This window comes from Methanolobus vulcani (assembly GCF_900100715.1).
GTDB classification, from domain to species: Archaea; Halobacteriota; Methanosarcinia; order Methanosarcinales; family Methanosarcinaceae; genus Methanolobus; species Methanolobus vulcani.
Genome location: NZ_FNCA01000005.1, coordinates 150,264 through 174,351, shown reverse-complemented (window position 1 = coordinate 174,351; position 24,088 = coordinate 150,264). Strand labels below are relative to the sequence as shown.

25 protein-coding genes and 1 tRNA gene are annotated in these 24,088 nt (G+C 38.6%); 16 read left to right on the top strand and 10 right to left on the bottom strand.

What is annotated here, in order from left to right; all coding sequences use genetic code 11:
• Window positions 1–35: 35 nt before the first annotated feature.
• Window positions 36–776, bottom strand: a complete 741-nt coding sequence (locus BLP52_RS09000) for a Nif3-like dinuclear metal center hexameric protein (RefSeq protein WP_091710145.1) — start codon at window positions 774–776, stop codon at window positions 36–38.
• Window positions 777–960: 184 nt separating this feature from the next.
• Here BLP52_RS09000 and BLP52_RS08995 point away from each other — a divergent pair, with 184 nt between their 5' ends.
• From BLP52_RS08995 to engB, 6 genes are all read left to right on the top strand, one after another.
• Window positions 961–1,704 carry an RAD55 family ATPase gene (locus BLP52_RS08995; protein WP_091710144.1) on the top strand — a complete coding sequence of 248 codons (744 nt, stop codon included), beginning with the start codon at window positions 961–963 and terminating at the stop codon, window positions 1,702–1,704.
• Between the two features lie 12 nt (window positions 1,705–1,716).
• Window positions 1,717–2,220 (top strand): hypothetical protein, encoded by a 504-nt coding sequence (locus tag BLP52_RS08990; protein WP_091710143.1) that lies wholly within the window; start codon window positions 1,717–1,719, stop codon window positions 2,218–2,220.
• Window positions 2,221–2,250: 30 nt separating this feature from the next.
• Window positions 2,251–3,867: a CARDB domain-containing protein gene (locus BLP52_RS08985; RefSeq protein ID WP_091710142.1), complete on the top strand. Its 1,617-nt coding sequence runs from the start codon at window positions 2,251–2,253 to the stop codon at window positions 3,865–3,867.
• Between the two features lie 4 nt (window positions 3,868–3,871).
• On the top strand, window positions 3,872–5,149 hold the full coding sequence (locus BLP52_RS08980; RefSeq protein WP_091710141.1) for a COG1361 family protein: 1,278 nt from the start codon (window positions 3,872–3,874) through the stop codon (window positions 5,147–5,149).
• Between the two features lie 107 nt (window positions 5,150–5,256).
• Complete coding sequence (locus tag BLP52_RS08975) at window positions 5,257–6,255, top strand: DHHA1 domain-containing protein (RefSeq protein WP_091710140.1); 999 nt, start codon at window positions 5,257–5,259, stop codon at window positions 6,253–6,255.
• A gap of 31 nt (window positions 6,256–6,286) precedes the next feature.
• The gene (engB, locus tag BLP52_RS08970) at window positions 6,287–6,913 is read left to right on the top strand and encodes a GTP-binding protein EngB (RefSeq protein ID WP_091710139.1); all 627 of its coding nucleotides are present in this window, start codon (window positions 6,287–6,289) and stop codon (window positions 6,911–6,913) included.
• 50 nt (window positions 6,914–6,963) lie between these two features.
• Here engB and BLP52_RS08965 read toward each other — a convergent pair whose 3' ends face one another.
• Genes BLP52_RS08965 through BLP52_RS08955 form a run of 3 tightly spaced genes read right to left on the bottom strand, consistent with a single transcriptional unit; the run spans window position 6,964 to window position 9,153 of the window.
• Window positions 6,964–7,587 (bottom strand): TatD family nuclease-associated radical SAM protein, encoded by a 624-nt coding sequence (locus BLP52_RS08965; RefSeq protein WP_338011376.1) that lies wholly within the window; start codon window positions 7,585–7,587, stop codon window positions 6,964–6,966.
• A gap of 19 nt (window positions 7,588–7,606) precedes the next feature.
• The gene (locus tag BLP52_RS08960; RefSeq protein ID WP_091710138.1) at window positions 7,607–7,963 is read right to left on the bottom strand and encodes a gamma-glutamylcyclotransferase family protein; all 357 of its coding nucleotides are present in this window, start codon (window positions 7,961–7,963) and stop codon (window positions 7,607–7,609) included.
• On the bottom strand, window positions 7,963–9,153 hold the full coding sequence (locus BLP52_RS08955; protein WP_091710137.1) for a geranylgeranyl reductase family protein: 1,191 nt from the start codon (window positions 9,151–9,153) through the stop codon (window positions 7,963–7,965). The genes BLP52_RS08960 and BLP52_RS08955 overlap by 1 nt, the downstream gene beginning before the upstream one ends.
• Window positions 9,154–9,361: 208 nt before the next feature.
• On the opposite strand from BLP52_RS08955, the gene BLP52_RS08950 reads away from it, so the two are divergent.
• The 3 genes from BLP52_RS08950 to BLP52_RS08940 all read left to right on the top strand — a co-directional run bounded on the left by BLP52_RS08950 (window position 9,362) and on the right by BLP52_RS08940 (window position 11,214).
• Window positions 9,362–10,102, top strand: a complete 741-nt coding sequence (locus BLP52_RS08950; RefSeq protein ID WP_154717828.1) for a hypothetical protein — start codon at window positions 9,362–9,364, stop codon at window positions 10,100–10,102.
• A 138-nt stretch (window positions 10,103–10,240) separates the two neighbouring features.
• The gene (locus BLP52_RS08945; RefSeq protein ID WP_394328635.1) at window positions 10,241–10,996 is read left to right on the top strand and encodes an FKBP-type peptidyl-prolyl cis-trans isomerase; all 756 of its coding nucleotides are present in this window, start codon (window positions 10,241–10,243) and stop codon (window positions 10,994–10,996) included.
• Between the two features lie 132 nt (window positions 10,997–11,128).
• Window positions 11,129–11,214, top strand: a tRNA-Ser gene (locus tag BLP52_RS08940).
• A gap of 99 nt (window positions 11,215–11,313) precedes the next feature.
• Here BLP52_RS08940 and BLP52_RS14390 read toward each other — a convergent pair.
• Both BLP52_RS14390 and BLP52_RS08935 read right to left on the bottom strand, forming a co-directional pair.
• Window positions 11,314–11,478, bottom strand: coding sequence for a hypothetical protein (locus tag BLP52_RS14390; RefSeq protein WP_154717827.1), 165 nt, complete (start codon window positions 11,476–11,478; stop codon window positions 11,314–11,316).
• A gap of 17 nt (window positions 11,479–11,495) precedes the next feature.
• Window positions 11,496–11,708 (bottom strand): hypothetical protein, encoded by a 213-nt coding sequence (locus BLP52_RS08935; RefSeq protein WP_091710134.1) that lies wholly within the window; start codon window positions 11,706–11,708, stop codon window positions 11,496–11,498.
• Between the two features lie 164 nt (window positions 11,709–11,872).
• Between BLP52_RS08935 and BLP52_RS08930 the strand changes: the two genes are divergently transcribed.
• The 3 genes from BLP52_RS08930 to BLP52_RS08920 all read left to right on the top strand — a co-directional run bounded on the left by BLP52_RS08930 (window position 11,873) and on the right by BLP52_RS08920 (window position 14,229).
• Window positions 11,873–12,241: a hypothetical protein gene (locus BLP52_RS08930; RefSeq protein ID WP_154717826.1), complete on the top strand. Its 369-nt coding sequence runs from the start codon at window positions 11,873–11,875 to the stop codon at window positions 12,239–12,241.
• Window positions 12,242–12,366: 125 nt separating this feature from the next.
• Window positions 12,367–12,876, top strand: a complete 510-nt coding sequence (locus BLP52_RS08925; RefSeq protein ID WP_091710132.1) for a hypothetical protein — start codon at window positions 12,367–12,369, stop codon at window positions 12,874–12,876.
• A 495-nt stretch (window positions 12,877–13,371) separates the two neighbouring features.
• Window positions 13,372–14,229, top strand: a complete 858-nt coding sequence (locus BLP52_RS08920) for an alpha/beta fold hydrolase (RefSeq protein ID WP_091710131.1) — start codon at window positions 13,372–13,374, stop codon at window positions 14,227–14,229.
• A gap of 205 nt (window positions 14,230–14,434) precedes the next feature.
• Here the strand turns inward: BLP52_RS08920 and BLP52_RS14385 are convergent, their stop codons facing one another.
• The gene (locus BLP52_RS14385) at window positions 14,435–14,581 is read right to left on the bottom strand and encodes a hypothetical protein (protein ID WP_154717825.1); all 147 of its coding nucleotides are present in this window, start codon (window positions 14,579–14,581) and stop codon (window positions 14,435–14,437) included.
• An 851-nt stretch (window positions 14,582–15,432) separates the two neighbouring features.
• Here BLP52_RS14385 and BLP52_RS08915 point away from each other — a divergent pair.
• Complete coding sequence (locus BLP52_RS08915) at window positions 15,433–16,278, top strand: coiled-coil domain-containing protein (protein ID WP_091710130.1); 846 nt, start codon at window positions 15,433–15,435, stop codon at window positions 16,276–16,278.
• A gap of 401 nt (window positions 16,279–16,679) precedes the next feature.
• Here the strand turns inward: BLP52_RS08915 and BLP52_RS08910 are convergent, their stop codons facing one another.
• Entirely contained in the window at window positions 16,680–19,505 is a 2,826-nt protein-coding gene (locus BLP52_RS08910; RefSeq protein ID WP_162272966.1) for a PAS domain S-box protein, read from the bottom strand.
• A 360-nt stretch (window positions 19,506–19,865) separates the two neighbouring features.
• On the opposite strand from BLP52_RS08910, the gene BLP52_RS08905 reads away from it, so the two are divergent.
• The 3 genes from BLP52_RS08905 (at window position 19,866) to BLP52_RS08895 (ending at window position 22,556) form a co-directional block, all read left to right on the top strand.
• Entirely contained in the window at window positions 19,866–20,486 is a 621-nt protein-coding gene (locus BLP52_RS08905; protein ID WP_091710128.1) for a LysE family translocator, read from the top strand.
• Window positions 20,487–20,892: 406 nt separating this feature from the next.
• Window positions 20,893–21,093 (top strand): hypothetical protein, encoded by a 201-nt coding sequence (locus BLP52_RS08900; protein WP_091710127.1) that lies wholly within the window; start codon window positions 20,893–20,895, stop codon window positions 21,091–21,093.
• A gap of 182 nt (window positions 21,094–21,275) precedes the next feature.
• Complete coding sequence (locus BLP52_RS08895; RefSeq protein WP_238380772.1) at window positions 21,276–22,556, top strand: NCS2 family permease; 1,281 nt, start codon at window positions 21,276–21,278, stop codon at window positions 22,554–22,556.
• A gap of 59 nt (window positions 22,557–22,615) precedes the next feature.
• Here the strand turns inward: BLP52_RS08895 and BLP52_RS08890 are convergent, their stop codons facing one another.
• Together BLP52_RS08890 and BLP52_RS08885 are read right to left on the bottom strand one after the other, a co-directional pair.
• Window positions 22,616–23,377: a hypothetical protein gene (locus BLP52_RS08890; protein WP_091710125.1), complete on the bottom strand. Its 762-nt coding sequence runs from the start codon at window positions 23,375–23,377 to the stop codon at window positions 22,616–22,618.
• 220 nt (window positions 23,378–23,597) lie between these two features.
• The gene (locus BLP52_RS08885; protein WP_091710124.1) at window positions 23,598–23,942 is read right to left on the bottom strand and encodes a winged helix-turn-helix transcriptional regulator; all 345 of its coding nucleotides are present in this window, start codon (window positions 23,940–23,942) and stop codon (window positions 23,598–23,600) included.
• Window positions 23,943–24,088 lie beyond the last annotated feature (146 nt).

Sequence of the window (24,088 nt, the reverse complement as noted above, 5' to 3'; positions counted from 1 at the left end):
GCTATCACAGATACTAAGTTTTCTCAGATGATTTATCAGAGTGTTTTTATTAGTGGATCATGCTCGATGAATTCCACATCAATGCCGAGTCTTTCGGCAAGCACCGGGCATAGGTCCTGCATTCCCGGATTCTCGGTAGCATAGTGTGTCGCATCCACAAGCAGCATATCACTATAAGATCTGATTATGTCATGTTTCAGTTCAGACGATACATAGGCATCAGCACCATAACTTCTAGCTGCATCAATATACTCTGATCTGAAACCACTTCCCCCGAATACCATAACTTTTTTGATCTCATCTATGTTTCCTGCATACATTACGTGGGTTCCAAGACTCTTGGATACGTGGTTAACAAATGTGTCCACAGAACACGGAGCAATAGTCCCTATGCGACCGATAGGAGTTTCCTGTATATCTGAAAGTCCAAGTCTGTTTGCCAGTGCATCATTGATACCGCCTTTTGCCTTATCGAAGTTCGTATGCATGGAGTATAATGATATTCCGTTATCAAGTGCAATTTTAAGGCTTTCTGCCAGTTCTTTATTGATGCAGTGCACAGCATGGAATATCAGGGTATGATGTGTGACAAGCAGATCCGCTTTTATCATGGCAGCCCTGTTAAGTACATATTCTGTGGGGTCAAGAGCCATAGCTATCTTTTTAATGTCATTTTGCATGTCAAGGTTCAGGCCGATACGACCTATGTCAAAATCTTCCGCAAGCGTTGGTGGGGCAATATCCTCCAGTACGCTGATAACATCTTTTAGTTGCATAAAAAAATAATAAATTCAAACTGATTTTAAGCTGTCGGAAAAAGCTTTGCAAATTTTGCACAATATTATAAGTTTACTATTATTTTTGATATGTAGATACAATCGAAGCATTCAAATAGATGCACAGTATAATTATAAATAACACTTTTATATTGATTAATTAGTGGTTATTCGAGGATAGTTCATGAGGATAAAGACAGGCATAGAAGGTTTTGACGAGCTGGTGCAGGGTGGCCTGCTCTCAGATCGTGTATATCTGGTGAGTGGCCCACCAGGCAGTGGTAAAACAACTTTTTGCGTGCAGTATCTGGCGTACGGTGCAGCTCTCGGTGAAACCGGACTTTATGTGACCTTACTGGAAAGTCCGCAGAATATAATCGATGATATGTCAAACTACTCCATGAATGTGCTCACCCTTATCAAAATGAAAAAACTGCTTTTTGCAGACCTTGGACCAAGGATGGAATACGGTTTCATGGATGAGATGAGCGAGTACATTACTCCTGATTATGAAGTTTCCACATCAGCAGGAGAGCATGAGGCTCCCTCACCTGCAATGGTTTTCAGGGAAATAGCAGCTTATGTTTCAGAGTATGATGTAAAAAGACTTGTTATTGATTCCGTTTCTGCTATAAGGTTCACTACAAGGGATATGTCATTACAGGAAAAAGAAATGAGTCGTTTCATCAGGAACCTTAAGAAACTTGGCTGTACGACTATACTAATATCCGAGATGACCGATCCAAGTGCGTACTCAACTGAGCAGTTCGCTGCACATGGAGTTGTATTCATGCACAATTTCCTTTATGACAAAACCATGACCCGTGCAATGCAAATTATCAAAATGCGTGGAACAAAGCATGATTGTAATATGCGCGCTGTAGGCTTTGGCGATAAAGGTCTTGTTGTAAGTGGCCTTCTTGAATGATGGTGTATCCAAATGGTAAGATTTTTTTCCAAAAAGGAAGAAAAAACCCAGCTTACTGATGCTGAGGTTGCCGAACTTACAAAAAGTGCCTATGATCTGGGCTTTGAGGTAGGTTACCATAAGCATTCAGAACTGGGATGGGTTAGTGAACGTTATTCCATGCTTGAAGATCTTGCCAAAACAGCCGGTTTTGACACACTGGTCAAAGAACGGTATACCAAGGGTAAAGCAGAAGGTCTGAAAGCCAAGGAAAGAGATATGCATGCAGGCCTCTCTAAAAAAGAGGCTGAAAAAGAGCGTCAAGATTCGAAAGTAGTGTACGATTCAAGTGTATTGCATAGTGGCAATGGAGGTATCGATTCTGGTTATGGGAGTTCTCTTGTGAAGGATAAATCTATTGCAGGAATGATATTACAACCCTCGCTTATGAATATGCCTGAGTCTACTTCCAGAACAAAGGTCATTGACAGACCCACACAGCTTAGGGGATTTAAGCCCTTATATCCAAAAATATAGTACTGAATAACGTAATGTCCGGGGATTTCTATGATACGTAAAGTGTTTCTTTGTGTAATATTAATTGCTCTATTGAGTTTGCCTGTGATGGCATATACACTTAATGATATAGAATGGAGTGATAGTGCTGATGCAAGCGGCACGCTGCAATGGGGTGGTACTCTCACTTCAGGCGATTATACCATTAAAGTGGAAGATTTCAACAAGGACGGTTACGTAAGTATGGGTATATATCGTGGTAATGAGCTTCAAAAGAAATCTGCTGCCCGTGCAGGTGAAGGTTTTGAGTTCCGTGACACGGCAAATGGCGATGATCTCAGGATCCTTGTAACAAAAGTGACTCTTAATCTCGATGATTGGACTGGCAACATGGACAATCCTACAGCAGCTATTGAAGTTTATGAAAGGGGAATCCCTGAAATGGGTATTACGATCAATACTGAAGACGATACCTATGATCCCCGTATTTTAACTTATCCTTCAATTGATGCAACAATAGATATATCTAATGACGGTGATGCAGAAGCAGAAGATCTGACCGTGGACATTGACGTTGATGGAATGAAAGTCCTTGATGGTAAGTTAAGTCATCATTACACTGCAGTGGAAGAAGATGAAGTGCTGGACCCAATTAAGATCAAACTTGAAATTCCTCATTACTGGGATGAAACTGATGTTGACATCACAGTAACTACAAAATCCAGGGACATAAACGGTGAGATCCATGAAGACAGTGAAACAAAGACACTAACTATTGAACCTGTTGTGGAACTTGTCGTCTCAAAAAGTGTGACCGATGAGATATATATGGATGAAACAGCACATGTTTCAGTGAGCATATGGAACAATGGTATATACAGTCTGAGTTCTGTAACCCTTAATAATCCTCTAACAACTGACCTTGAAGTCCAGGACAACGTTGAAACCGAAATGTCATTATCATTCGACTCAAAAGAAACCAAGGGAAAGATACTGGAATATACCTTAAAACCAATTAAGACCGGGAAATATAATATCCCTGTTGCAACAGCTACTTTTACTGATCCTAACGGGAAAAGTCATACATTTACATCCGAAACATCTACTATTGAAATAAATGGCCCTGATATTGTGCTCACCAAAACAGTAAGTCCCGAATCTGTGAGTCCCGGAGATGAGGTTACTGTAACGGTAACTGTCAAGAATCAGGGTACAAAGGATGCCAGTGTAACCACTACGGAAACAATGCCTGAAAATGCAAGTTACGTGAACGGAGATTTGAGTTTCCATGATGTTGCTACACATGGGAAAAGCTATACTTACTCTTATAAATTAAAGGTTGAAGGAACAGAGGATATTAAAGTTTCCGGGACTACTGCAACATTCATCGATTTTGAAGAGTACAAAGGTGAAAGGATATCCAATATGCCGGTTATCACAGTTGTTGACCCCTCGGACACAACAAGTGAAAGTAGTTCTTCTTCTTCTTCTTCTTCTTCGTCAAGTTCATCCAGTACAGATCAGCAAAGCAGTTCAACTGATACTGCCAGTGAGGTTTATAATTCACAGACCCAGGACGACAGAGTTCAACCTGGATTTGAAGCTAGTACTATGATACTTGCGTTGTTAGGAGTTTATTTCGTATCAAAACGCAGAGACAGGTCATGAGTTTATGAGACAGCAATTGTTCCTTATGATAGGACTTACTGTGCTGTTGTTTCATTTCTGTTTTGTTGCAAGTGCGCAGTCAAGTAATGTTGAATGGCTGGCTGCTAAAGAGTACACACTTTATTGGGGAGATGAGGTCAATCACAGTGGATATTATATCAAAGCAGAGGATTTCTCTCCGGCAAAACCAACAGATGTAAATACAGATTATGTGATGCTTTCAATTACTAGTATTTATCATGATTCATGGGGAGCTATACTTGGTGTAAATAATACCCAGATATCCAATAACACTGCTTTTGATGACAGGTTGAATATAACTGCCATAGAAGTGGTTACGGGCAATGATATAGAGTCGCCTTATGCTGTTATCGATGTGGCTATAGCAAATACCACTACCAGCCCGTTACCCACAGTAGTCCCATGGATAGATGCCAGTTTGAAGGTTGAAGAGGATTATAGCAGTGAGGTCTACATCGATGAAAGGGCATATTTCTCACTGACAATAACAAATAAACAAGCAGTTCCCCTTGAGGATGTTACAATAAAGGCAAATATTCCCGATGGTCTGGTAATGGATCCGGATTCGGATTCAACGTGGAATTATTCTTTTCAGCCATATCAGAGCAAGATCCTTGAATATTCTTTAAAAGGTCTAAGGCCGGGAACCTATGAGCTGAACGGGACTGTCGTCAGTGTGAATTATGAAGGAAGGCATTATTTCCAAGAACTGAATGCCACTACTCTTGTAATTCATGGTCCTTTGATAAACGTAACTAAGTCTGTCAATCCGAACAGTGTGAACCTGCATGATGATGTCGACCTAATTATCAATGTTCTAAACCAGGGTGACAGGGCAGCATACATAACAGTATCTGATCAGCTTCCGGCAGGTGGTAATATTGTTTCTGGTGTTACAGGTGGAAGTATGGTGCTTCATCCTGAAGATAACTTTTCATTGAACTATACTGTAAGGATGGACAAAGCCGGTGATATTGTCATTCCTTCGGCAAAAGTGAAGTTTGTTGATTCCAAGGATTATTCAGGCAATGCTTATTCCAAAAAGTTCATTCTTCAGGTTTTGGATCCCGATGCAGATGTGTCTTCAAGTGCCGGAACAGAGAATACGGATGTGAATACTACATACAATGAAGAAACAGCTTTCAGCAATGAAAGTTCCCAGCAGTCCCAGAATACTACTGAACCGGTAGTGGACCACGGAAAATTGCAGTTCCTTTATGATATTCTGGACATGGTCACAGGATTTTTTAAGAAAAACTAAAGACAAAATACTATAATACCATTTTCCTGTGTGAGAATTATTCTATAAGTTCTCTATATTATTTATTTATATAAGTTCGTTTTATTTGTTTAAGAGGGGAAATTTCCATGACAAAATCCAAAAGGCATGAGAATAAATCCACCCTTATCCTGACCCACGGGGATTCGGACGGAGTATGTTCAGGTGCCATTGCAAAAAGTGCTTATCCTGATGGTGATGTTTATTTTACGTCTCCTGTAGGTGTCCTTGATGACCTGAATCTTGCAGATGGTTATGAGAATGTGATCATTTGTGATATCGCTATTGATGAAAGACACTGTACAGAGCTTTTCAAAAGACTTGATGAGGTTTCAGCAGTTTCCAACCTTACATATATTGATCATCATCCTTTACCGGAAAAATGTATAAGTGCAGAATGGCTGCATCATGATCTTACCGTTTGTGCTTCGGAACTCACATACAAAGTTCTTCAGAAAAGACTGAGCAGGGATATGCGTAGAGTAGCCATTTATGGAGCTATCGGGGACTATTATGATAACAGTCCTTCTGTGAAAGAGTGGCTGCGTGATTGGGATAAGAGAAGCCTGTTCTTCCAGGCTGGCACACTCATCCAGGCACTGATCTATTCAGGGAGAAACTATGATTTCAAGAGGAAGCTCCTTTTACCGCTATCTCATGATAAGATACCAACGGCTATACCAAATGTGTTAAGGTATGCAAAAGAGGGTGCTGACCTTGAGGAGCAGCTCCGCATTCATGTTAAACATGAAGTAAGAGCTCTTCAGAATCTGGCTTATGTGGTTGACCCCAATGGTTATATGTCAAAATCCGCTATATATGCTGCTTCCTACGGACAGCGGGATGTGGGCATATCGGCCGAATTCCGTCATAAGAGGAATGTCTATGATATGAGCCTGCGTTCAAGGAACTCAGAATCTGTAGACCTGAACCGTTTGCTGCGCAGGATCGCACCAATGTTCGGAGGCAGCGGTGGCGGACATGCTTCTGCTGCAGGTGCAAGGATCCCGAAAGAATCATTTGATGATTTTCTTCGTGAGTTCGATAAAGCCATAGGAGTGCAGAAAAGCAAGGCTACAGGCTTATAAGAGAAAAATGGCTGTGTAATTGGCGGTATAAATGGCAAAGAAGACCGATGAACTTGAAGGTATTAATTTCGAGATTATTTTTTCCGGAAGATCGAATGTAGGTAAGTCTTCTATTATGAAGGAGCTTACTGGAAAGAATTTAAAGGTTGGCAAGCGTCCAGGTGTTACGCTTAAGCCTACTCAAATAAGATATTCTGATCTGCTTCTTACCGATCTGCCAGGATTTGGTTTTATGAGCGGTGTGAAGGACCGCAAGCAGGATATTGTGAAAGACCAGATCGTGCGCTATATAGAGAAAAATGCTGACAGGATCAATGTTGCCGTGCTTGTCATTGATGGAGCTTCTTTCCTTGAAATAGTGCAACGCTGGGAAGAGCGTAACGAGATCCCAATTGATATTGAGATGTTCGAACTTTTCCGGGAGCTGGGTTTTGATATTATTCTAGCCGTAAATAAGGTAGATAAGATCAAAAGTGATGAACTTGATGCGACCCTGGACCAGATATGTGATAAGCTGAACATGCTGCCTCCGTGGAGGCAGTGGCTTGATAGCGTTGCTCCGATAAGTGCAAAGAAAGGTGATCTTAAATCTCTGAAATCACTTGTCAGACAGAGACTGCACAATGAAAAGAGGGACGACCTGTTCAAGTATTTCTGAACTGGTTCACGTATTTCTTAATTTTCTATAAATTACCGTAATCAATCTATTCATCTTACTCTGAAAGTGGCACCGATATCGGTTGCTATCTTTTCACATTTATCGATGTCAATTCCATCCTGGCCGACAACGGTCATACGGGTCTTGATACCTGCTTTGACTGCTTCTTTTGCGAAATCAAGAACCGCCTGATATGAGTTTTTGTATGTAGGCTTGCAGATATTGTTGTATATTTCTTCGGATTCTGCATTAAGACTAACTGAAACAGCATCAAGTCCCGCTACTTTTAACTCCGATATGATATTCCTGCCGGGGTTCATGAGCGCAGCATGACCATTTGTATCAAGCCTGACGTGAATCCTTTTTTTGTTTAGCCATTTTGTTATGTGAAGAACTGTATCAAAACGACAGGTTGGCTCGCCAAAACCAGTGAAGACAACTTCTTTGTAATTGTTAAGGTCGTGTTTTTCGAGGTCGGATATTATTTCCTGCTCTGTAGGTTCTCTGGACAGGCGAAGATTATAACCATAAACCCCGTCGCATCCTTCCCGGATGCAGAATGTACATTTTGCGCTGCACTGGTTGGTAATGTTAAGATAGAGGTTTCCAAATGCTTCATAGCTGATGGTGCCTTCAAACATAGGAATTGTATTCTCTTTGTTATTATCCTTCAATAATTGGCCTCCATCTTCTTTATTTAGTCCAGTTTCCATCTGTGATGACTTTGTAATTCATAGGGGGGATTTTTTTCAGGAAATACATAAGTGCTGAAAATCCACATTCAAGCCGGACCTCTTCCCGATAGTACCACTCACCTTCGTAGTAGTCCAGGTCTTCCAGAGTTTTCTCGTTTATCTCGTACACTTCTCCCATAATAGTTGACAATGGCATTTGAGATATATCTTCGGGTTTGAGAACTCCGGGGAATGCTCCAAGGTCGACCATTATGTAGTTATCAGTGGTTCTTGTTGTACACACAAAATGTGAACCATCAAGTAGTGCATGATTTGGGTCGCCTTTTTTGAGAGTGCCGTAAACGAATATGCGCATTAACTTAGTCCCACATTCAGTTTCATTAATGTCTTTCTGACCGCGTCTGGAAGCTGACCACACTGTATAGCTTTCATCTGTTCCGGTGTTATCATTTTAATAGCAGTTGTCATGAGCCTGTCAGATAGCATGAGCTTGTCCATGAGTTTGCGTACATAGACAGCGGTCTTTATTTCAAGCCCCATCTGCTGTCTCCATATGCTATCATATTCCTGAAGTCTGCATTTTTCTTTAAGGAATTCTGCAGCAGTCTCGCCTGCAAGCTTTCCTCCGACCATTGCAGTAGATATTCCTCCGCCATTGGTTGCGATAATATGACCTGCTGCATCGCCTGCTATCAGCGTGTTGTGTGATGCGGTTACTTTTGGTGCTCCTCCAACTGGTACAAGTCCTGCAACCACGGAGGTTATGGATGCACCTTCAAGCTTTTTGCTTGCTATTGGGTGCTTGTACATAAAACGTTCAAGATAGTCTCTTGCACACAGATGTTCTTCAAAAAGTGCTTCCCTGATGCCAACACCAATGTTTGCTGTGTCGCCTCCCTGTGAGATTATCCATGCATATCCGCCGGGGACATAATCCTTGCCGAAATACATCTCGACAGCTTCTTTATCAATGTCAACACCGCTGAGTTCGTATTCAAAAGCAGTTCCTGTTCCCATGGGGTCAGGGTCACGGAGCATGTTGGAGGCTTTTCCAACTATGGAATTTGGTCCGTCTGCACCGATTATGACCTTACCTTCAACTTCAAATTCACCGAAGGCACCGTCCATGAAGAGTTTAGTTTCGTTCACTTCGGCGACGTTCGTTCCAACAAGCAGATCAGCTCCTGCTTTTGCTGCCTGCTTTGCGAGATGCTTGTCAAAGCGTCTTCTGTCAATTGCATCTGCGTCAACTTCAAAACCTTTTGACAGGCCACTTGGTGCTATGAAACGCTGGTATGAGGCGGTGGCATGTATGCAGCTTGATGGAATTTCCTCAAGGGTAACCGGGAGTTCTGCATTTGGAACCAGCTCCTGCAGAACAGAATAGTGTGGAAGGAAACCTCCGCACTGGAGGGGTACTCCTATGTCTTTTTTCTTTTCAATAAGGAGTACTGACATGTCATTCTCAGCAGCGTACATTGCTGCGGTGGAACCGGCCGGACCAGCTCCGACCACGATAATATCATAAGAATCTTCAGGTGTCATGGTTGTTTTAAGGATTTGTGAATTGTTCTTTGCAGTTTGCACAGTTTGTGGACCAAAAAGTGTGTTTTGTCCGTAACTTCTTTTATCCTTGACTCAATATGCTTATCAAAAACCACATTCTATTAGATATATCTAACTATTACCGAAAATAGTACTGATAATTGTCTTTTAGGATGAGTTCAATCAGGCTTTTTGAATGGTGAAAGATATGGTACGTGAGCACAGGAATAATGTATGGGTAGTACGCACAGGTTATTGTGGTGTGCAGGAAAAGTCCTGCATAGAGAGGGATTTCATTTCTTTTGACCTGAACCTGCATGTCATGGACCTTTTCGGTGATGAGCTGATGGATATAAAACACCAGTCACCAAATTACAAGAAATATATGCATTTCGGGGATAAGTACCGGGAATTCGATCAGAAGTTCAGGAAGGAGTTTGAGGATGCCATCAAGAACGTTGATTATTCCGCGGAAAGACCTGAAATGGTTAAAAAGATGAAGCGTCTTAATAGTAAGCTCCAGCAGTTCGATGATGAGGTCAAACAGTTCGATGCTACCATGCATGAGTTTGACGAGTTTGAGCGTGTGGAACAGATGAAGAAGGCTTTACTTGCAAGGTTGAGCACTCCTCCGGTGGACCTGCTTGATGTATGGGCAAAGGATGTGCTGCATTTTGTTAATGATATCAGGATATTTGATCTGATAGCTATTCCGCTGATGTGTGAGAGACAGGTGGCTATTGGCAGGGTACGGGACAATTACAAATATCGTGAAGGTAAGGGTGTGCTGAGTCATAGCAGGAAGGTTGACTGGCACGATACCAGGGTTCCATTTGAAAATATGTTCCATGGTTTTGAGGATATACTGGAACTGCCCTCTTCTATTACTCTTCTTGATGAACCTGACAGGGAATTTGTCCTTGGTATTGTTGTAGATGATACTTTTTGATCATGCTTTATCATTTTTAGCCTCATCCTCTGTTTTGCTGGCAAAAGATTCTTAAAGACATATGAGTATAGCGTGCAGGTAATTCAATTCATGGATTTTATCAAAAATTAGACTATTAATCAAATAACTTATATTGAGTTGATCGATTTGGCAATTGAGAAAGGCGATTTCATAAAGATAAACTACACCGGTAAGTTCAATGAAGGACAGATCTTTGACACTACCGATGAACAGCTTGCAAAAGACAATGGTATCTTCAACCCACGCGGTGTTTACGGCGGAGATGTTGTGATCGTTGGCTCCGGCCACACTATCAAGGGTCTTGATGAGGACTTCGTTGGTAAGGAAGTAGGATACTCCGGTTCTATTACCATCGCTCCTGAGATGGCATTCGGTCCACACAACCCTGCTCTTGTTGAGACTGTTTCAGTCACAAAGCTCAAGGACCAGCTCGGTGACCAGAGACCATACCCTGGAATGCCCATTGAGTTCAACGGCAGACGTGGTGTAATCTCACAGGTGATTGGCCGTAGAGTACGTGTAGACATGAACCATGCACTTGCAGGTAAGGAAGTTGAGTACGAGTACACAATCGTCGAGAAGATTGAGGACAAGGTTGCTAAGGCACAGGGTCTGCTCTCACTCTACACCGGCATGCCAGAGATCGAGGTTGAGGTTACAGATGACCTTATCAGGATCTACACTCCAATTGAGCTTGGCTTTAACCAGAGATGGCTTGTATCCAAGATGACCATCGCAAGTGAACTTATCGACAAGCTGGGCATTGCAAACCTCGAGTACGTCGAGAAGCACCCATATGTCCCTGAGACCGCTGAGGTTGAGGAGACGGAAGAGGCAGAAGCCCCTGAAGAAGCTGAAGCTACAGAGGAATAATCTTCCTCTTTACTTCTTACTTTATATAACATTTAAAAATTATCCAATACAAATCGCTGGCAATTACTGTCAATATCGATTTTGTATCAAAAACCTTATATTCTAGGTCGCTATTAAGATACCATCCGACATGCTGAGGTAGCCAAGTGGACTACGGCGCCGGTCTTGAAAACCGGTAGTGCTAACGCGCTGCGAGAGTTCGAATCTCTCCCTCAGCGTCCATACTTTTTTTGAAATTATACTCTATGTGGTTTGAGTTTTATTGATACTTTGAATTTTTACAATACAGCAATCAATGAATATAATAAAAGAAAAAGTTAGATTTCAAGTGCATCATTTGCAACATATTTTGGATTTTTCACCTCTGCTTTCATTTCAGATAAGGCTGATTTTAATGTAAGATTGGCTTCAGTGTCTATTTTTTTAATTGTGTTTTCATTTGCAGAAATAAAAACTTCTAAATCATATATTTGATCTTCCATTATTTCACATTGTACTATCAATGATAGAATGAACGAGCTACATAATTATATTCGCATTTTGCTTCAATTTTTGCATTTACCATAGAAGACGATTTTTGTTGGGAATAACTCATTGCATTATATTTGTATATAATATCGTTATATTCATCAGTTTCTTTGTTATAATTTTCTAATGCTTCATTAAAGGAATCCGGAGGTAGCTGTTCGAGACGGAGTTGTAAGTCATCCATAACATCTCAATTAATTGTATAAGTTGCTGCAGAGGCTGTAATATATGTGTATTTCAGGGTATTACAATATGTATCATCATTGAGTTAATAAAAATATTCATATAGTATGATTTATATTATTGTACTGTTGGATTATTTATATACATATTAGGCTGGTTTTAACGATGAAGAAAAACAACTTTATTATTTTGATAGTGCTATGCATTGCTATATCTTTATCTGGATGTACAGAACAAACAAGCGATACTGCTAGTGGTTCATCAGATGGATTTCAGCAGGTTCAAATGATGTCTCCTATAGAAGTGCACAGCGATTACAATGCTTACTGGGCTTGGCACAACGAAACAAGAAGTATATTAGAGAACAAAATTGGTACTAAAGTTAAACTCTATGCATTTAACATTCAATATAAAGGAAAGCTTCTTGAAGTAACTGAATTTTACGCTGTTGTAGATGACAATGTTGCAGGAGAAATTTACATAGACATAGATTCTATCAATGCAATTGGTAATGATGAAAAGAATTTGGTTTAATAATTAATCATAAATATTATTCAAATGAAAATCTTTTAAACCTAAAAGAAATCATAGTTGATAAGGATTTTTTTGAAGATTATTTAGATAAAGGCGTTTTGTCGATTGTTGAAAGTCAAAAACAGATGTCTGATAATCTTGACAATCTTATTTTTTCTTTGAAAGCCCAAGTTCCTTCAATACCTGAAAATAACTCCATTCTTGCTAAAATTGAAGAAATTAAAAACTATAGCAAAGTAGAAGATCAGTTAACAGTTCTTACAATGATTATTCCTTTAATTCCAACAATGGCAATCCCTAAGAAATTAGATTCAATCAAAGATAAAGTAGATTCTATAAATTGTGATGTCGGACAATTAGTAACAACAATCAAAAATCAGTCAAACCCACAGGAATATCTCAATACTATCCAGCAAAACCTTGAAGATATCAAAGATGAAATCCCCGGAATGAAAAAGCAGATTGATGATGTTCTATATGAGCTGTATTCTCCTGCAGGAATTGATCAGAAATTGAAGGTTGCTATTCCGATAATTCCACTCCTTGCTACTTATGAAGTTGAAACCAATCCTTCCAAATTTGTTGCTGATAGGATATTTGAGCTAAGGAAGTTAGTGATGGGTACTAGAAAATAGATTTCATTTATGTAGCTTAGTTTTATCACTTTCATAATTATGTTTCTCATCATAATAATACTCATTATATATTAAACATAGATATATTAGTATAGTAGAAAATAATACTAGGAATTGTGGCAAGAACTGCCAGACAGCAAATGTCACAAAAAGACCATGCGGTGGTACTATATGGAAATTATCCGAAATCTCTCCGGTAGAAAAAAGTAAGGAATTGGATTGCATGGAAATGCTGCAAGATGTCTTCCCTCTCCGTCTTGACATCAGCATTTCCTTCCTCCGGAAAAGTAAAAGAGTATGAGTGGTAAGGGAGTGGGGGTAAAGCTCTCTTTGTCATTCATTCTGAATTGGAGTGACGGGGTTATTTTTATAAAAGAAGAATTTTGGCATTGCTGATGGTTACTGATACTTGCGGAGTTAGAAAATACATTTGTCTGATATAATTCTACATTTAAAGCCAGCTTATTTATAATTCAACTCTAATTTATAATAATAATGAAGATAAATATTCTTATTTTACCGTTACTAATTGCATCTATCATATTCTTAGGTTGTATTGAAACACAAGAAGAAAACACATTTTATGAGGAAAATGGTACATTAAATACTTCCTTTTCAATAGTTGACATTCCTGTAAAATATGCTTCCGTTAATGGTATTGATATCGGTTACCGGGAAATAGGTTCAGGTGAACCTCTTGTAATGATTATGTACTTTTCCGGCACAATGGACATGTATAATGATACTTTTATCAGTAAACTGGCAGATGGTCACCGGGTCATCATATTTGATAACAGGGGGATGGGATATTCAACAGACAATGAAGATAACTTCTCTTTGTCTCTATTTGCCAGCGATACTGCGGGTCTGATGGATACACTCGACCTGTCTTCAGCAAATATATTCGGCTCTTCCATGGGAGCATCAATAGCTCAGGAACTGACACTTGAGTATCCTGATAAAGTAGATCGGCTGATACTTTCCTCTTCAGCATATAGTCTTGATATCTCACAAACAGATGTGCTTAGAAGTAAACTACAGAATATTTCATTAAACCCCAGATCCGATCCTGTGCTTAGTAAATATGCAGCAGCAAATCTGGAGTGGAATGGTACATATGATCGTCTTCCTGGGATCAATAGCAAAGTGCTGCTACTGGTAGGTAATGACGACATGCTCACACCTGCAGATATATCTGTGGAAATGGCAGAGCAGATCCCGGATGCACAGCTCATTCTTTTCGATAGTGTAGGACATTGTGGAGAGCAGTATCTTCCAAAGGAATATGCCGATGCTATAATTGATTTCCTGTCAGTAAATACAAATGAAAATGCCGAACTAATCAAGGGATAAAAAAGTAAAATAGAATATGCCCTAAAGGAAAGTTTGGAGCGTCAACGTCCCGAATTGACACCCCAAATCGTACATCATGCTTCCTATCAGTTCTTCTCCCCAAACTTCAGCTCATCTTCGATAAGATCTTACTTATTTGTAAGCTAATGGAACTATGTAGTGAAATATAGGCTATATGATTATAGGTAGCCTGACTTTAAACAAGTCAGGCAAAAATAGCGATAGAATCAAACCTTGCAGTTCCTTTCGGTGTCCAGTAACCACAATTTTCACAGTACTGGATATTTTCGTTTTCATTCAATTTGTAATTACATTCCGGGCATGTTTCTAACTTGTTCATTTTTCCCATCATTTTTTAAGTCCCCATTTTTTTAGTTGCAGATTTTACTAAGTGTTCATCCTATTTATATACAGCATCTAGGTTATTATGTATTATGTAATTGGATTATAATTTATATATAGATTCTATATCTCTGCTTTAAATACTAATGAATAGCTAAATCTCACAGCTATGCTGAAAAAAAAATAATGAAGAAGCTTTTTTCTTTCAAATTCAAATAGAATTGTATATAGGTCAATTTTGTAAAATTACTCATAAGCACTATATACAATAATAGGGATTCATAATGATGAATAATGTAGAATTCATCTTTTGAATGTTATTTATTGTGCATGGTATAGCAAAGGAACGGCTTTGAGTTCAGGTATGGTGCGCTTCCTGGTAAAAACAACGGTACTAAGGAAAGAAATAAGCTAAGTGGCACTCATACGTTTGCTGATAGCACTTTATATATGCACTGCTTAATCTCAAATCACTTCTTGGTCAAAGGAAGACCGGAAGATACGCATAAACATGTATACAGCAGGATTCTTTTGTTGATCTTGTAAATACTGATATTAAATGTCTTGTTGCTCATATACTTCAATTTGCGTTCTCTTTTTTATATCCGATCAAATTAGTATATTCTGTATTTTTCATTCAGTTTTTTGTCATTGTGGATCACAAAAATCACAGTATTAATTATAATCTGGTGCTCTATTTGAAATTTTGGTTATTGCAGTAGATGTTTGCAATGTTCATATTTGTGTGTATAATTTAAAATCATGAACATGTTTCTTTTATATATCGACATAATTACTCTGTATATACAACAATAGCTGTATTCCTAATAGGTCAGCATATGCACAAGACGGGATTGCAATATGAGCGAGGAACTTTTCTATCAGAACCAACTCCAGAACCTTGAAGATATCAAAGCTTCATACTTCAGCCAGCTCGATGAAGTTGAGAAAAAACGTGCTGAAATAGCTTTGAAGAGGGAGCAAATAAAGGCCGATGAAGCCCATATAATCGAAGAATATCAAAAGATACGTGATGCAAAAAAACTGATCACAACAGAATTTGAAAATCTTGCTAACAAAAGCGAGATTCTCAAACAGGCAAAAAAGGAATATGAAAAAAAGCAGGTTGTATTCTTAAAGCTGGAAGCAGAGCTTGCCACCCGCATGGATAAGTATGATATTGATACAGACTCTCTTCAGAAAAGGAATTGTGAACAATACAGGGTTCTACGTGTTCAATTAGAAGAAGAACTGGCTCTCAGGAAAAAGCAAAAAAGTCTTGAAAGGACCAGAAACAGGCTGGAATCTAAAGTAAAGGAAATTGCTGAAATAAGAAAAGGGATTTCTTCCGGTGAGATGGATATTGAGATCGAAACTGAGAAGATAGAACGCAGACGCGAATATGTCAGGCATATGCGTGACCTTCTGTCTGAACAGGAAAATGAATTCTCATCTCGTGAAAAAGAACTTGTTCAGTTGAAACAAAAGACCGAGGATGAGATCAGCAAGCAGGTAACCATTCACAGGCAACAGCTTGATATCATCAAAAAGGATGCAAGGATCGAACAACAGATGGCATACATAAAGATTCTTGAAGATGATCTGTATGAACTCAAAAACAGGCTTCAAAAAGCTAATGAGAAATTAAATAACATGAAGGTCTTTTCAAGCATATTCGAGCAAAATCAGGAGCTTCTTGCAAACTGAATATGTGATTAATTTCATTTTGACCATGAATCTTTTTAAAGATGTATATTTGTACATCATTTTCAACAAATCAGGATTATTTATAAAAACTTAAATATCACTTTAGTAATCTCTTTCATAAGGCACGGTGGCATGTGTGCAGCATGCCTTTGGCGGGAACTCGCATACCAACCAAGATTTACTGAGGGGTGCACGTGCCTTTTGCAGCTTTATGCATCATGGTTATTTTGATAAGAATCCATATTATTATAAATTATATAATAAACTATATATAGAATTTATGAAATTTCTTATTGAGGCGTGATGATTTGCTAACTCGACTTTTAACATACTAAACCACTCCCACACTGGCAAAAAAGCGAATTATTCAAACGCCTCCTTTTTCACATATTTTTCATAAATCAGGTCCTATTCTGGTCCAGATCTCTGATCGCAAAAGTAAAAGTACTGCCTTTTCCTTCTTCACTCTCAACCCATATCTTTCCTCCATGCATTTCTACGAGCTGTTTAACAAGAGCAAGTCCAAGCCCTGTTCCTCCATATTCTCGTTTGTTAGAAGAATCGACCTGCATGAATGGGTTGAAAATACTTTCATACATTTCTTTGGAAATTCCTATTCCTGTATCAGATACAGATATTGTAATCTCACCATCTTTCTTTTTAGCAGTGACTAGAACTTTACCATTTTCAGGAGTGAATTTAATGGCATTACTAAGCAGATTTAACATTATTTGCTTGAACTTCATTTTGTCAGCTGACATTTCCTGAGCTTCAATATTGCTGATGATCTTAAGCTCTATGTTCTTTTTTGCTGCCATTGGAGATACGGATGACCTGATATCTTCAATTATATCAGAAACAGCCAGCATTTCAAGGTTAAGTTCCATTTTTCCTGCCTCTACTTTTGCCAGATCAAGAATATCATTGATAAGATCTAAAAGGTGCTTTCCACCATTGTTAATATGCTGTACGTGTCTTTTTTGCTTATCGTTGAGCTCTCCGAAGATCTCGTTCTTCAGCACATCTGAAAAACCAATTATCGCTGTGAGTGGTGTTCTTAGTTCATGGCTCATGTTGGCAAGGAATTCAGATTTCATCCTGCTATTCTCTTCAGCAAGCATTTTCGCTTCTATAAGTGAATATTCAGCATTTTTCCTTTCGGTAATATCATTTGCAAACATGATATGCCGGCCATCAGAGAGTCTGGAGGAATCGATTCTCATCCACATGCCAGTTTCATTTTTTCGCCTGATCAGTAGCTCTACACTGGAGAATCCTCTTGTTTCCAATTCATGAATACTCTGGATGCTTCTCTCCTCACATTCAGGATCTACGCGTGAATAGACATTCATACTCAATAATTCATTTTCAGAAAAACCAGTTAAGATAGATGCGGTTTCATTCACTTCTTTGAAATTACCATTTTCATTTACTATGAATATTCCGTAGGGTGCATTCTCTATATATGTGCGGAATTTTCTTTCGCTTTCCTGAAGTGCATTCTCAGCTTTCTTTCTCTCAGTTATATCACCTACAAAAAGAATAAATCTGGTATTGGAGAGTTTTGCTGCGTCAACCCGCATCCAGAAATTTGCTCCAACTTTGCGGTTAATGAGTAACTCCACACTGACAAAACCTTTAGTTACCAGTTCATGATAACCCTGCATAGCTTCACTATGTGACTCAGGAGCCACACGGCTGAACATGTTCATTCCGATTAGTTCCTCTTCAGAATAACCGGTAAGGATGCACACAGTTTCATTTACTTCAATGAATGTTTGGTTTTCATCCACTATCAGAATTCCATAAGGAGCCTTCTCTATGTATGTGCGGAATTTCTTTTCGCTTTCCAGAAGTGCATCTTCCGCTTTTTTCTTCTCAGTGATATCATGGTAATTAAATAATACTCCCTGAATCACCGGGTCATCCAGTAGATTTCTTCCAGTAAATTCAATCCATTTGAATGTGCCATCTTTGCATTGGTACCTAATATTAGAGGAAATTGTTTCTCCTTTTTTCTCTAAGATGCTCATAAAAAAGTCTTTTGTAATCTTTTGATCATCAGGATGAACATTGTCAAATAGGTCCATATCGATAAGCTCATCAGGTTCCCAGCCAAACCACTTTTGAACATTTGCACTCTTGTATCTGATAACTCCTTTTTTGTCTGCGATCGCAATAACATCAGAGATATTTGCTATCATAGCAGCCTGTTTTTGTTCACTCTCGCGAAGTACCTTTTCTGACAATTTCTGTTCAGTTATGTCTTTGATCTCTGCTACTCTGAAGTATTTTCCTTTGTATGGAATAAATTTACCCTGTATTCTAGCCGGATAATTAGTTCCGTCTTTTCTCAACATGGTAATTTCATAGGGCTCTTCGTATCCTGATCTAATATTGTTCCTTACTATTTCTCTGGAATCTTCTGCAATTAGTGAATAATTACTCATTCCAATGAGTTCTTCATGTGAGTAACCTGTTATATCAGAGAATCCCTGGTTAACATCAATTATGATTTCATTATCGTGTATCACAATTCCACCAAAAGAGGCATTATGAAGCGCTTTGAACCTTTCTTCACTTTCTATAAGTTCTCTTTCAGACTCTTTACGCAAAATTGTTTCACCAATACCATCGGCAACAACTCTAAGGAGGTTGATATCATCTTCATGCCATCTGCGTTCTTCTATACAGTCATCAAAACCTATAAATCCCCAGAGTTCTTCTCCGGAAAAAATAGGTATTATCAATACTGAAAGAATTCCCTGTTCTTTGAGAATGGATCTTTCAGGTTCTTCAAGTTCTTCAACAATATGCGCATAGTTCTCTCCTGAAAGTAGGATAGATAAAAGAGTCGGAGCCCCTTCGGAATAGGGAAGATGCTGTAGTTCGGCATTATCTATCTGGGCTTCAATACCATCAGAAACTTCTTCATACATCTGTGACATGCAAAGACCCAGTTCAGTGTCATCTTCGTTCCTGAATATGTAGGTTCTGCTGTTATTTACAGTATGATGGATTTTTTCAAGTATGCGTGGAAGTATTCTCTCGATATCTTCGGATTCCTGTAGCAACCTCATGCATTCGATGGTTGTCAATTCATAATCAAGTCGCTTTTTGAGCAATGATTCTGTATCAAGCAAATTCTTTCTCGATTCACTAAGCTCTCCTATTTTCGGATTCAGGTATATGAAAAGCAGAAAACCGGTTGTGATAACAAATAACATCCCTTTATAGGTCTGAAATTGAATGTATATCTCGGGATCTGTTATTATCCAGCTAAGTACAGTATCTGAACCTAATATCCATAAGCCAGCTAAGAATATGTATAAAAGTGCAGCTTTTAGTGCTAGGTATTTGTTGGTTTTGTGATTTTCCATCGCTTTCATTTATTTAAGAGTCCTGATATTCACGATTTTCGTTGCTTGACCCGGAATGATCTTTTAAATCGTATTATGTTTATTCTATATTCATATTAAATATATATTATTCTCTATTAGCTTTCTTTGTATTTTACATAAGTATGACCAATCTGGAATGCTTGAATCAACAGATTTAAACATCTGAACTCAATACGCAGTTCAGTCATGTTTTCGATCAATGAGTTTCTGATATCCGGCATACTTCTGGGATTTGCCTCAGGCATATCGCCTGGTCCGCTTTTGGCAATGACGATCTCTGAATCAATTCAGCATGGTTCACGTGCAGGAATAAAGGTTGCTCTATCTCCTTTTATAACTGATCTTCTTATTGTTTCAGTTATCCTTCTTTTTCTTCTGAAATTCGATAAATATGACCCTGTTATTGCCATGATAAGTCTTGTAGGCTCTTTTTATCTTATTTATCTTGGAATCTCATCCTTAAGAACAAAGAATATTGATCTTGAACTTAAAACAAAGAAAACTAATTCTTTAAAGAAAGGGATCATTGTAAATTTTCTCAGCCCGCATCCATATCTTTTCTGGATCACAATAGGTGGGCCAATATTATTCAATGCTCTTGATCTCGGTATCTCATCATCAATATTATTTGTTGCAGGTTTTTACGCCTTGCTTGTAGGTTCTAAGATTATTATTGCAATACTGGTGGGAAGATCAAGGGAATTTTTGAAAAGCAATTACTATCTATACACAATTCGCTCATTGGGACTTGTTTATATGGTCTTTGCATTCTATTTCCTGAAACAAGCATTTGAATTGCTGAATTAATGAAGCGTCTGCTGTAATGCTTGTGGAAATAAAAAAGAACATACAATAGACGAATTTCTTCAACTATCTTTTTTAGATTTTAGAAAATCCTTCATGTTGCACTCCACCGGATGTGAAGTGCTTGTTCATGTGATTATTTATTGTTGTCATAGATATCGTGTTTGATAATATATGAAATAAGTGAATGCCGCAAAAAGGACAATGAGCTGAAATGAAACTTATTTTAAGGTCGACTTTGTGGATAATGGCTTGTAATTTTGTGAAAATAATCTAAATATTTCGATCTTCCTTGTATATTTATCTATAAATATGATGTTTGTTCATAAGTTAACACTGTTACTCAAAACATATTTATGCCACATTATATAAAATAAGTTATAATATATGCATCGTGAGGGAGTATATTATGGTAGATTGTGAATTACTTTCAAAATGTGGTTTCTTCAATAAATATCAGGATTCCAAACAGGCTGCTTGCAGTGGTTTTATTGCTATGTATTGCAAAGGTCCGAAAATGGATGTGTGTAAAAGAAAGGCTTATAGAAAAGAGCATGGTGTTGCACCACCAGATGACATGATGCCAACCGGTTCCATGATCATAGAGTGATCTTCTATTTCCCGCCTAAACAGGGAAATCATTATTTTCTTCTTTTTTCTCAATTCTAACACAATAATTATATTTATATATTAGTCTATCTCAATTCAAATTTGAAAATTGCATAGTTTTATACTCTTAACCTATTCTGAGGAGGATTTAAAATAAGAAATCTGCTGGAAGATTTTTTTGAATTGAAGAAACATGGTACTGATGTAAAGACTGAGATCATTGCTGGAATCGTGACTTTCATGACCCTGGCCTACATTATTGTGGTAAACCCTGCAATTCTGGAAGCTGCCGGAATACCTTTTGGTCCTTCAATGGTTGCAACCATCTTATCTGCGATCTTTGGAACACTGATAATGGGGCTATATGCCAAAAAACCTCTTGCTATAGCACCTTATATGGGTGAGAACGCTTTTGTTGCCTACACTGTTGTAGGCGTGTTAGGATACTCATGGCAGACTGCAATTGGAGCAGTATTTATAAGTGGTGTGCTTTTTACAATCCTTACGCTATCCGGGTTGCGTGGTAAGATGATAGATTCTGTTCCTGATAATCTCAAATACAGTTTTGCTGTGGGAATTGGCCTTTTTATCACATTCATCGGACTTGTCAACGCTGGAATAGTAGCACTTGGTGTCGAAGGAGCTCCTCTTCACGTAGGCGCATTTAATACGATTCCGGTTGCTCTTGCACTTTTCGGTTTCCTCTTGATAAGTATTCTAATAATAAAGAAGGTAAAAGGGTCTATTCTCATAGGCATCCTTGTGACAGCAACACTGGGTTTCATATTAGGTGTTGCACAGACACCAGAGCAAGTGGTCAGCATGCCACCAAGTATTGCTCCTATACTACTTCAGCTTGACATTGCAGGAGCGCTCACATGGGGATTCTTTGCTGTCATCCTGACCATGTTCACAATGGATCTTATGGATACAATGGGTACACTTGTTGGTGTTTCCATGAAAGCTGGTTTTATGGATGAACAGGGTAATCTTCACGACCTCGATAAACCATTTCTGGCGGATGCTCTTGCAAGCGTATTCGGTGCACTTGTAGGTACCACCACTACAGGAACATATATAGAATCAGCTGCAGGTATTGAAGAAGGAGGCAGAACAGGTCTAACAGCAGTCATTGTTGCATTGCTATTTGCACTGGGACTTTTCTTCTCACCATTATTTGCTGCTATACCATCAGCAGCAACCTCACCTGCATTGATAGTCGTAGGTCTCATGATGATGGGAGCAGTAAAAAAAATAGATATGGATGACCTCACAGAGATGATACCTGCAATGGCAGTCATAGTCCTAATGAGCTTCACTTATAATCTGGGAGTAGGCCTGTGCGCAGGTTTTGTATTGTTCCCTCTTCTAAAACTTATCAGCGGCAAGGCAAGTGAAGTTAAGCCGGTTGCATGGGGACTTTTTGTGCTGTGCTCATTGTTCTTTATATTTTATCCTTACTGAGAATTCAAAGTGCAGAATAATCTGCACTTTTTGTTTATTTTATTTCTTTACTTTGTTCTTCAGGATATTACAACTCCATATTTCGCAAATACCTTTGAGAATGCAAGCCTGAGATTTTCAGAATCTTCCTGCACTTGTGTGGTATTTTCATTTGAGGCAGATTCTTCCAGAACTCCAATTGCAGCCTCTACTGTTGCCAGTGACTGGTTATAATTGCTATCTGCAAGTGATGGTCTTTCAGCATCTTTTACATTCTGCCATTCACTTTTAAGAGTTGGGATATATGAGCTAACTGTTTCTGTATCATTTACATTTGCAGCATCGATTGCTTCTTCCATGGTCATATGGAATATGGTAAGATAGTCTCCCATGTGCAAAATGTTGTTTCTTTCATGGAGACTGAAGAAAAGGTCCCTCATCGGCTCAAGCCCATTATGTGCGGCTTCTATGTCCCCTTCTTCAAGCATTTCCTGTGAGTGCTCAGCTATAAGCACTGCTCTTTTGATCTCGGTTTGCCAGTTCTTATCATTGATATACATTTCTGGAGGATTTTCCCCGTATGTATCTGATACGTAGCTCAACTTGTTTACCAGCTCAGCAATTGAGGATTTTGATGCATTAACGTTCTTCTGGCTGGTTGATACAAGTGCCTTTACATAGGCAGTATTTGCTTCCTCCATGGTCTGTGAGAACTCCGTTTCATTTACAACTACAAAAGTTGTTTCAGTTGTTTCATTCTTGCCTGTATCCTCCACACATCCGGATATCAAAGCAAGTGATATTGTAAGAAAAATACATGTGAATAGCATTTTCATCTTCATATTGACAACCCAAAAAGAGAATGCTTTGAGCAATAATATATTTTTCTAATAAAGTTATGGTGCTGAATTTTTCTGAGGTGTGGGTACCGCTTTAGACGGGTGAGGACAGCTAGGAGGATTCAGAGAAAGAAGCCACACCTCAGGACAAAAATTCACTATACCAATGCAGTATTATATTTTATATATTTAATAATTTGTGGTGTATATATACTTTATTTATTCATTTCATATCTTTTTCCTGTCTTATGTCCATATATGTAAGTCCCCATTGTGCCAGTGCTTCCAGCACGGGGATGATGGTTTTTCCAAAATCAGTGAGTGAATATTCGACTCTTGGCGGTATTTCCGGATACATTTTCCTATTAACGATCCCATCATCTTCAAGTTCTCTGAGTTGTTTTGTCAGCATACGGGGAGATATGCCGGGCAACATCTGCTGAAGTGTATTGTAGCGAAGCACATCTTCTTTTAGCTGCCAGAGTATAAGCGGTTTCCATTTTCCTCCGATAACACCAAGGGTTGCTTCCACGGGGCATCCGTATTCAATGTTTTTTGTTTTTTCCAAATTTCCTCCTCCTATTTATTCTGAATATTATTGTTACTATACTTCTTGTTAGCTGCTATCAAAAAAGAGTGTATATTGTATAAATATAGTGCAATACCTTCTACCTTTTGAATATTTTCCAGTAATTTACAATTCAAGCTTAAGGA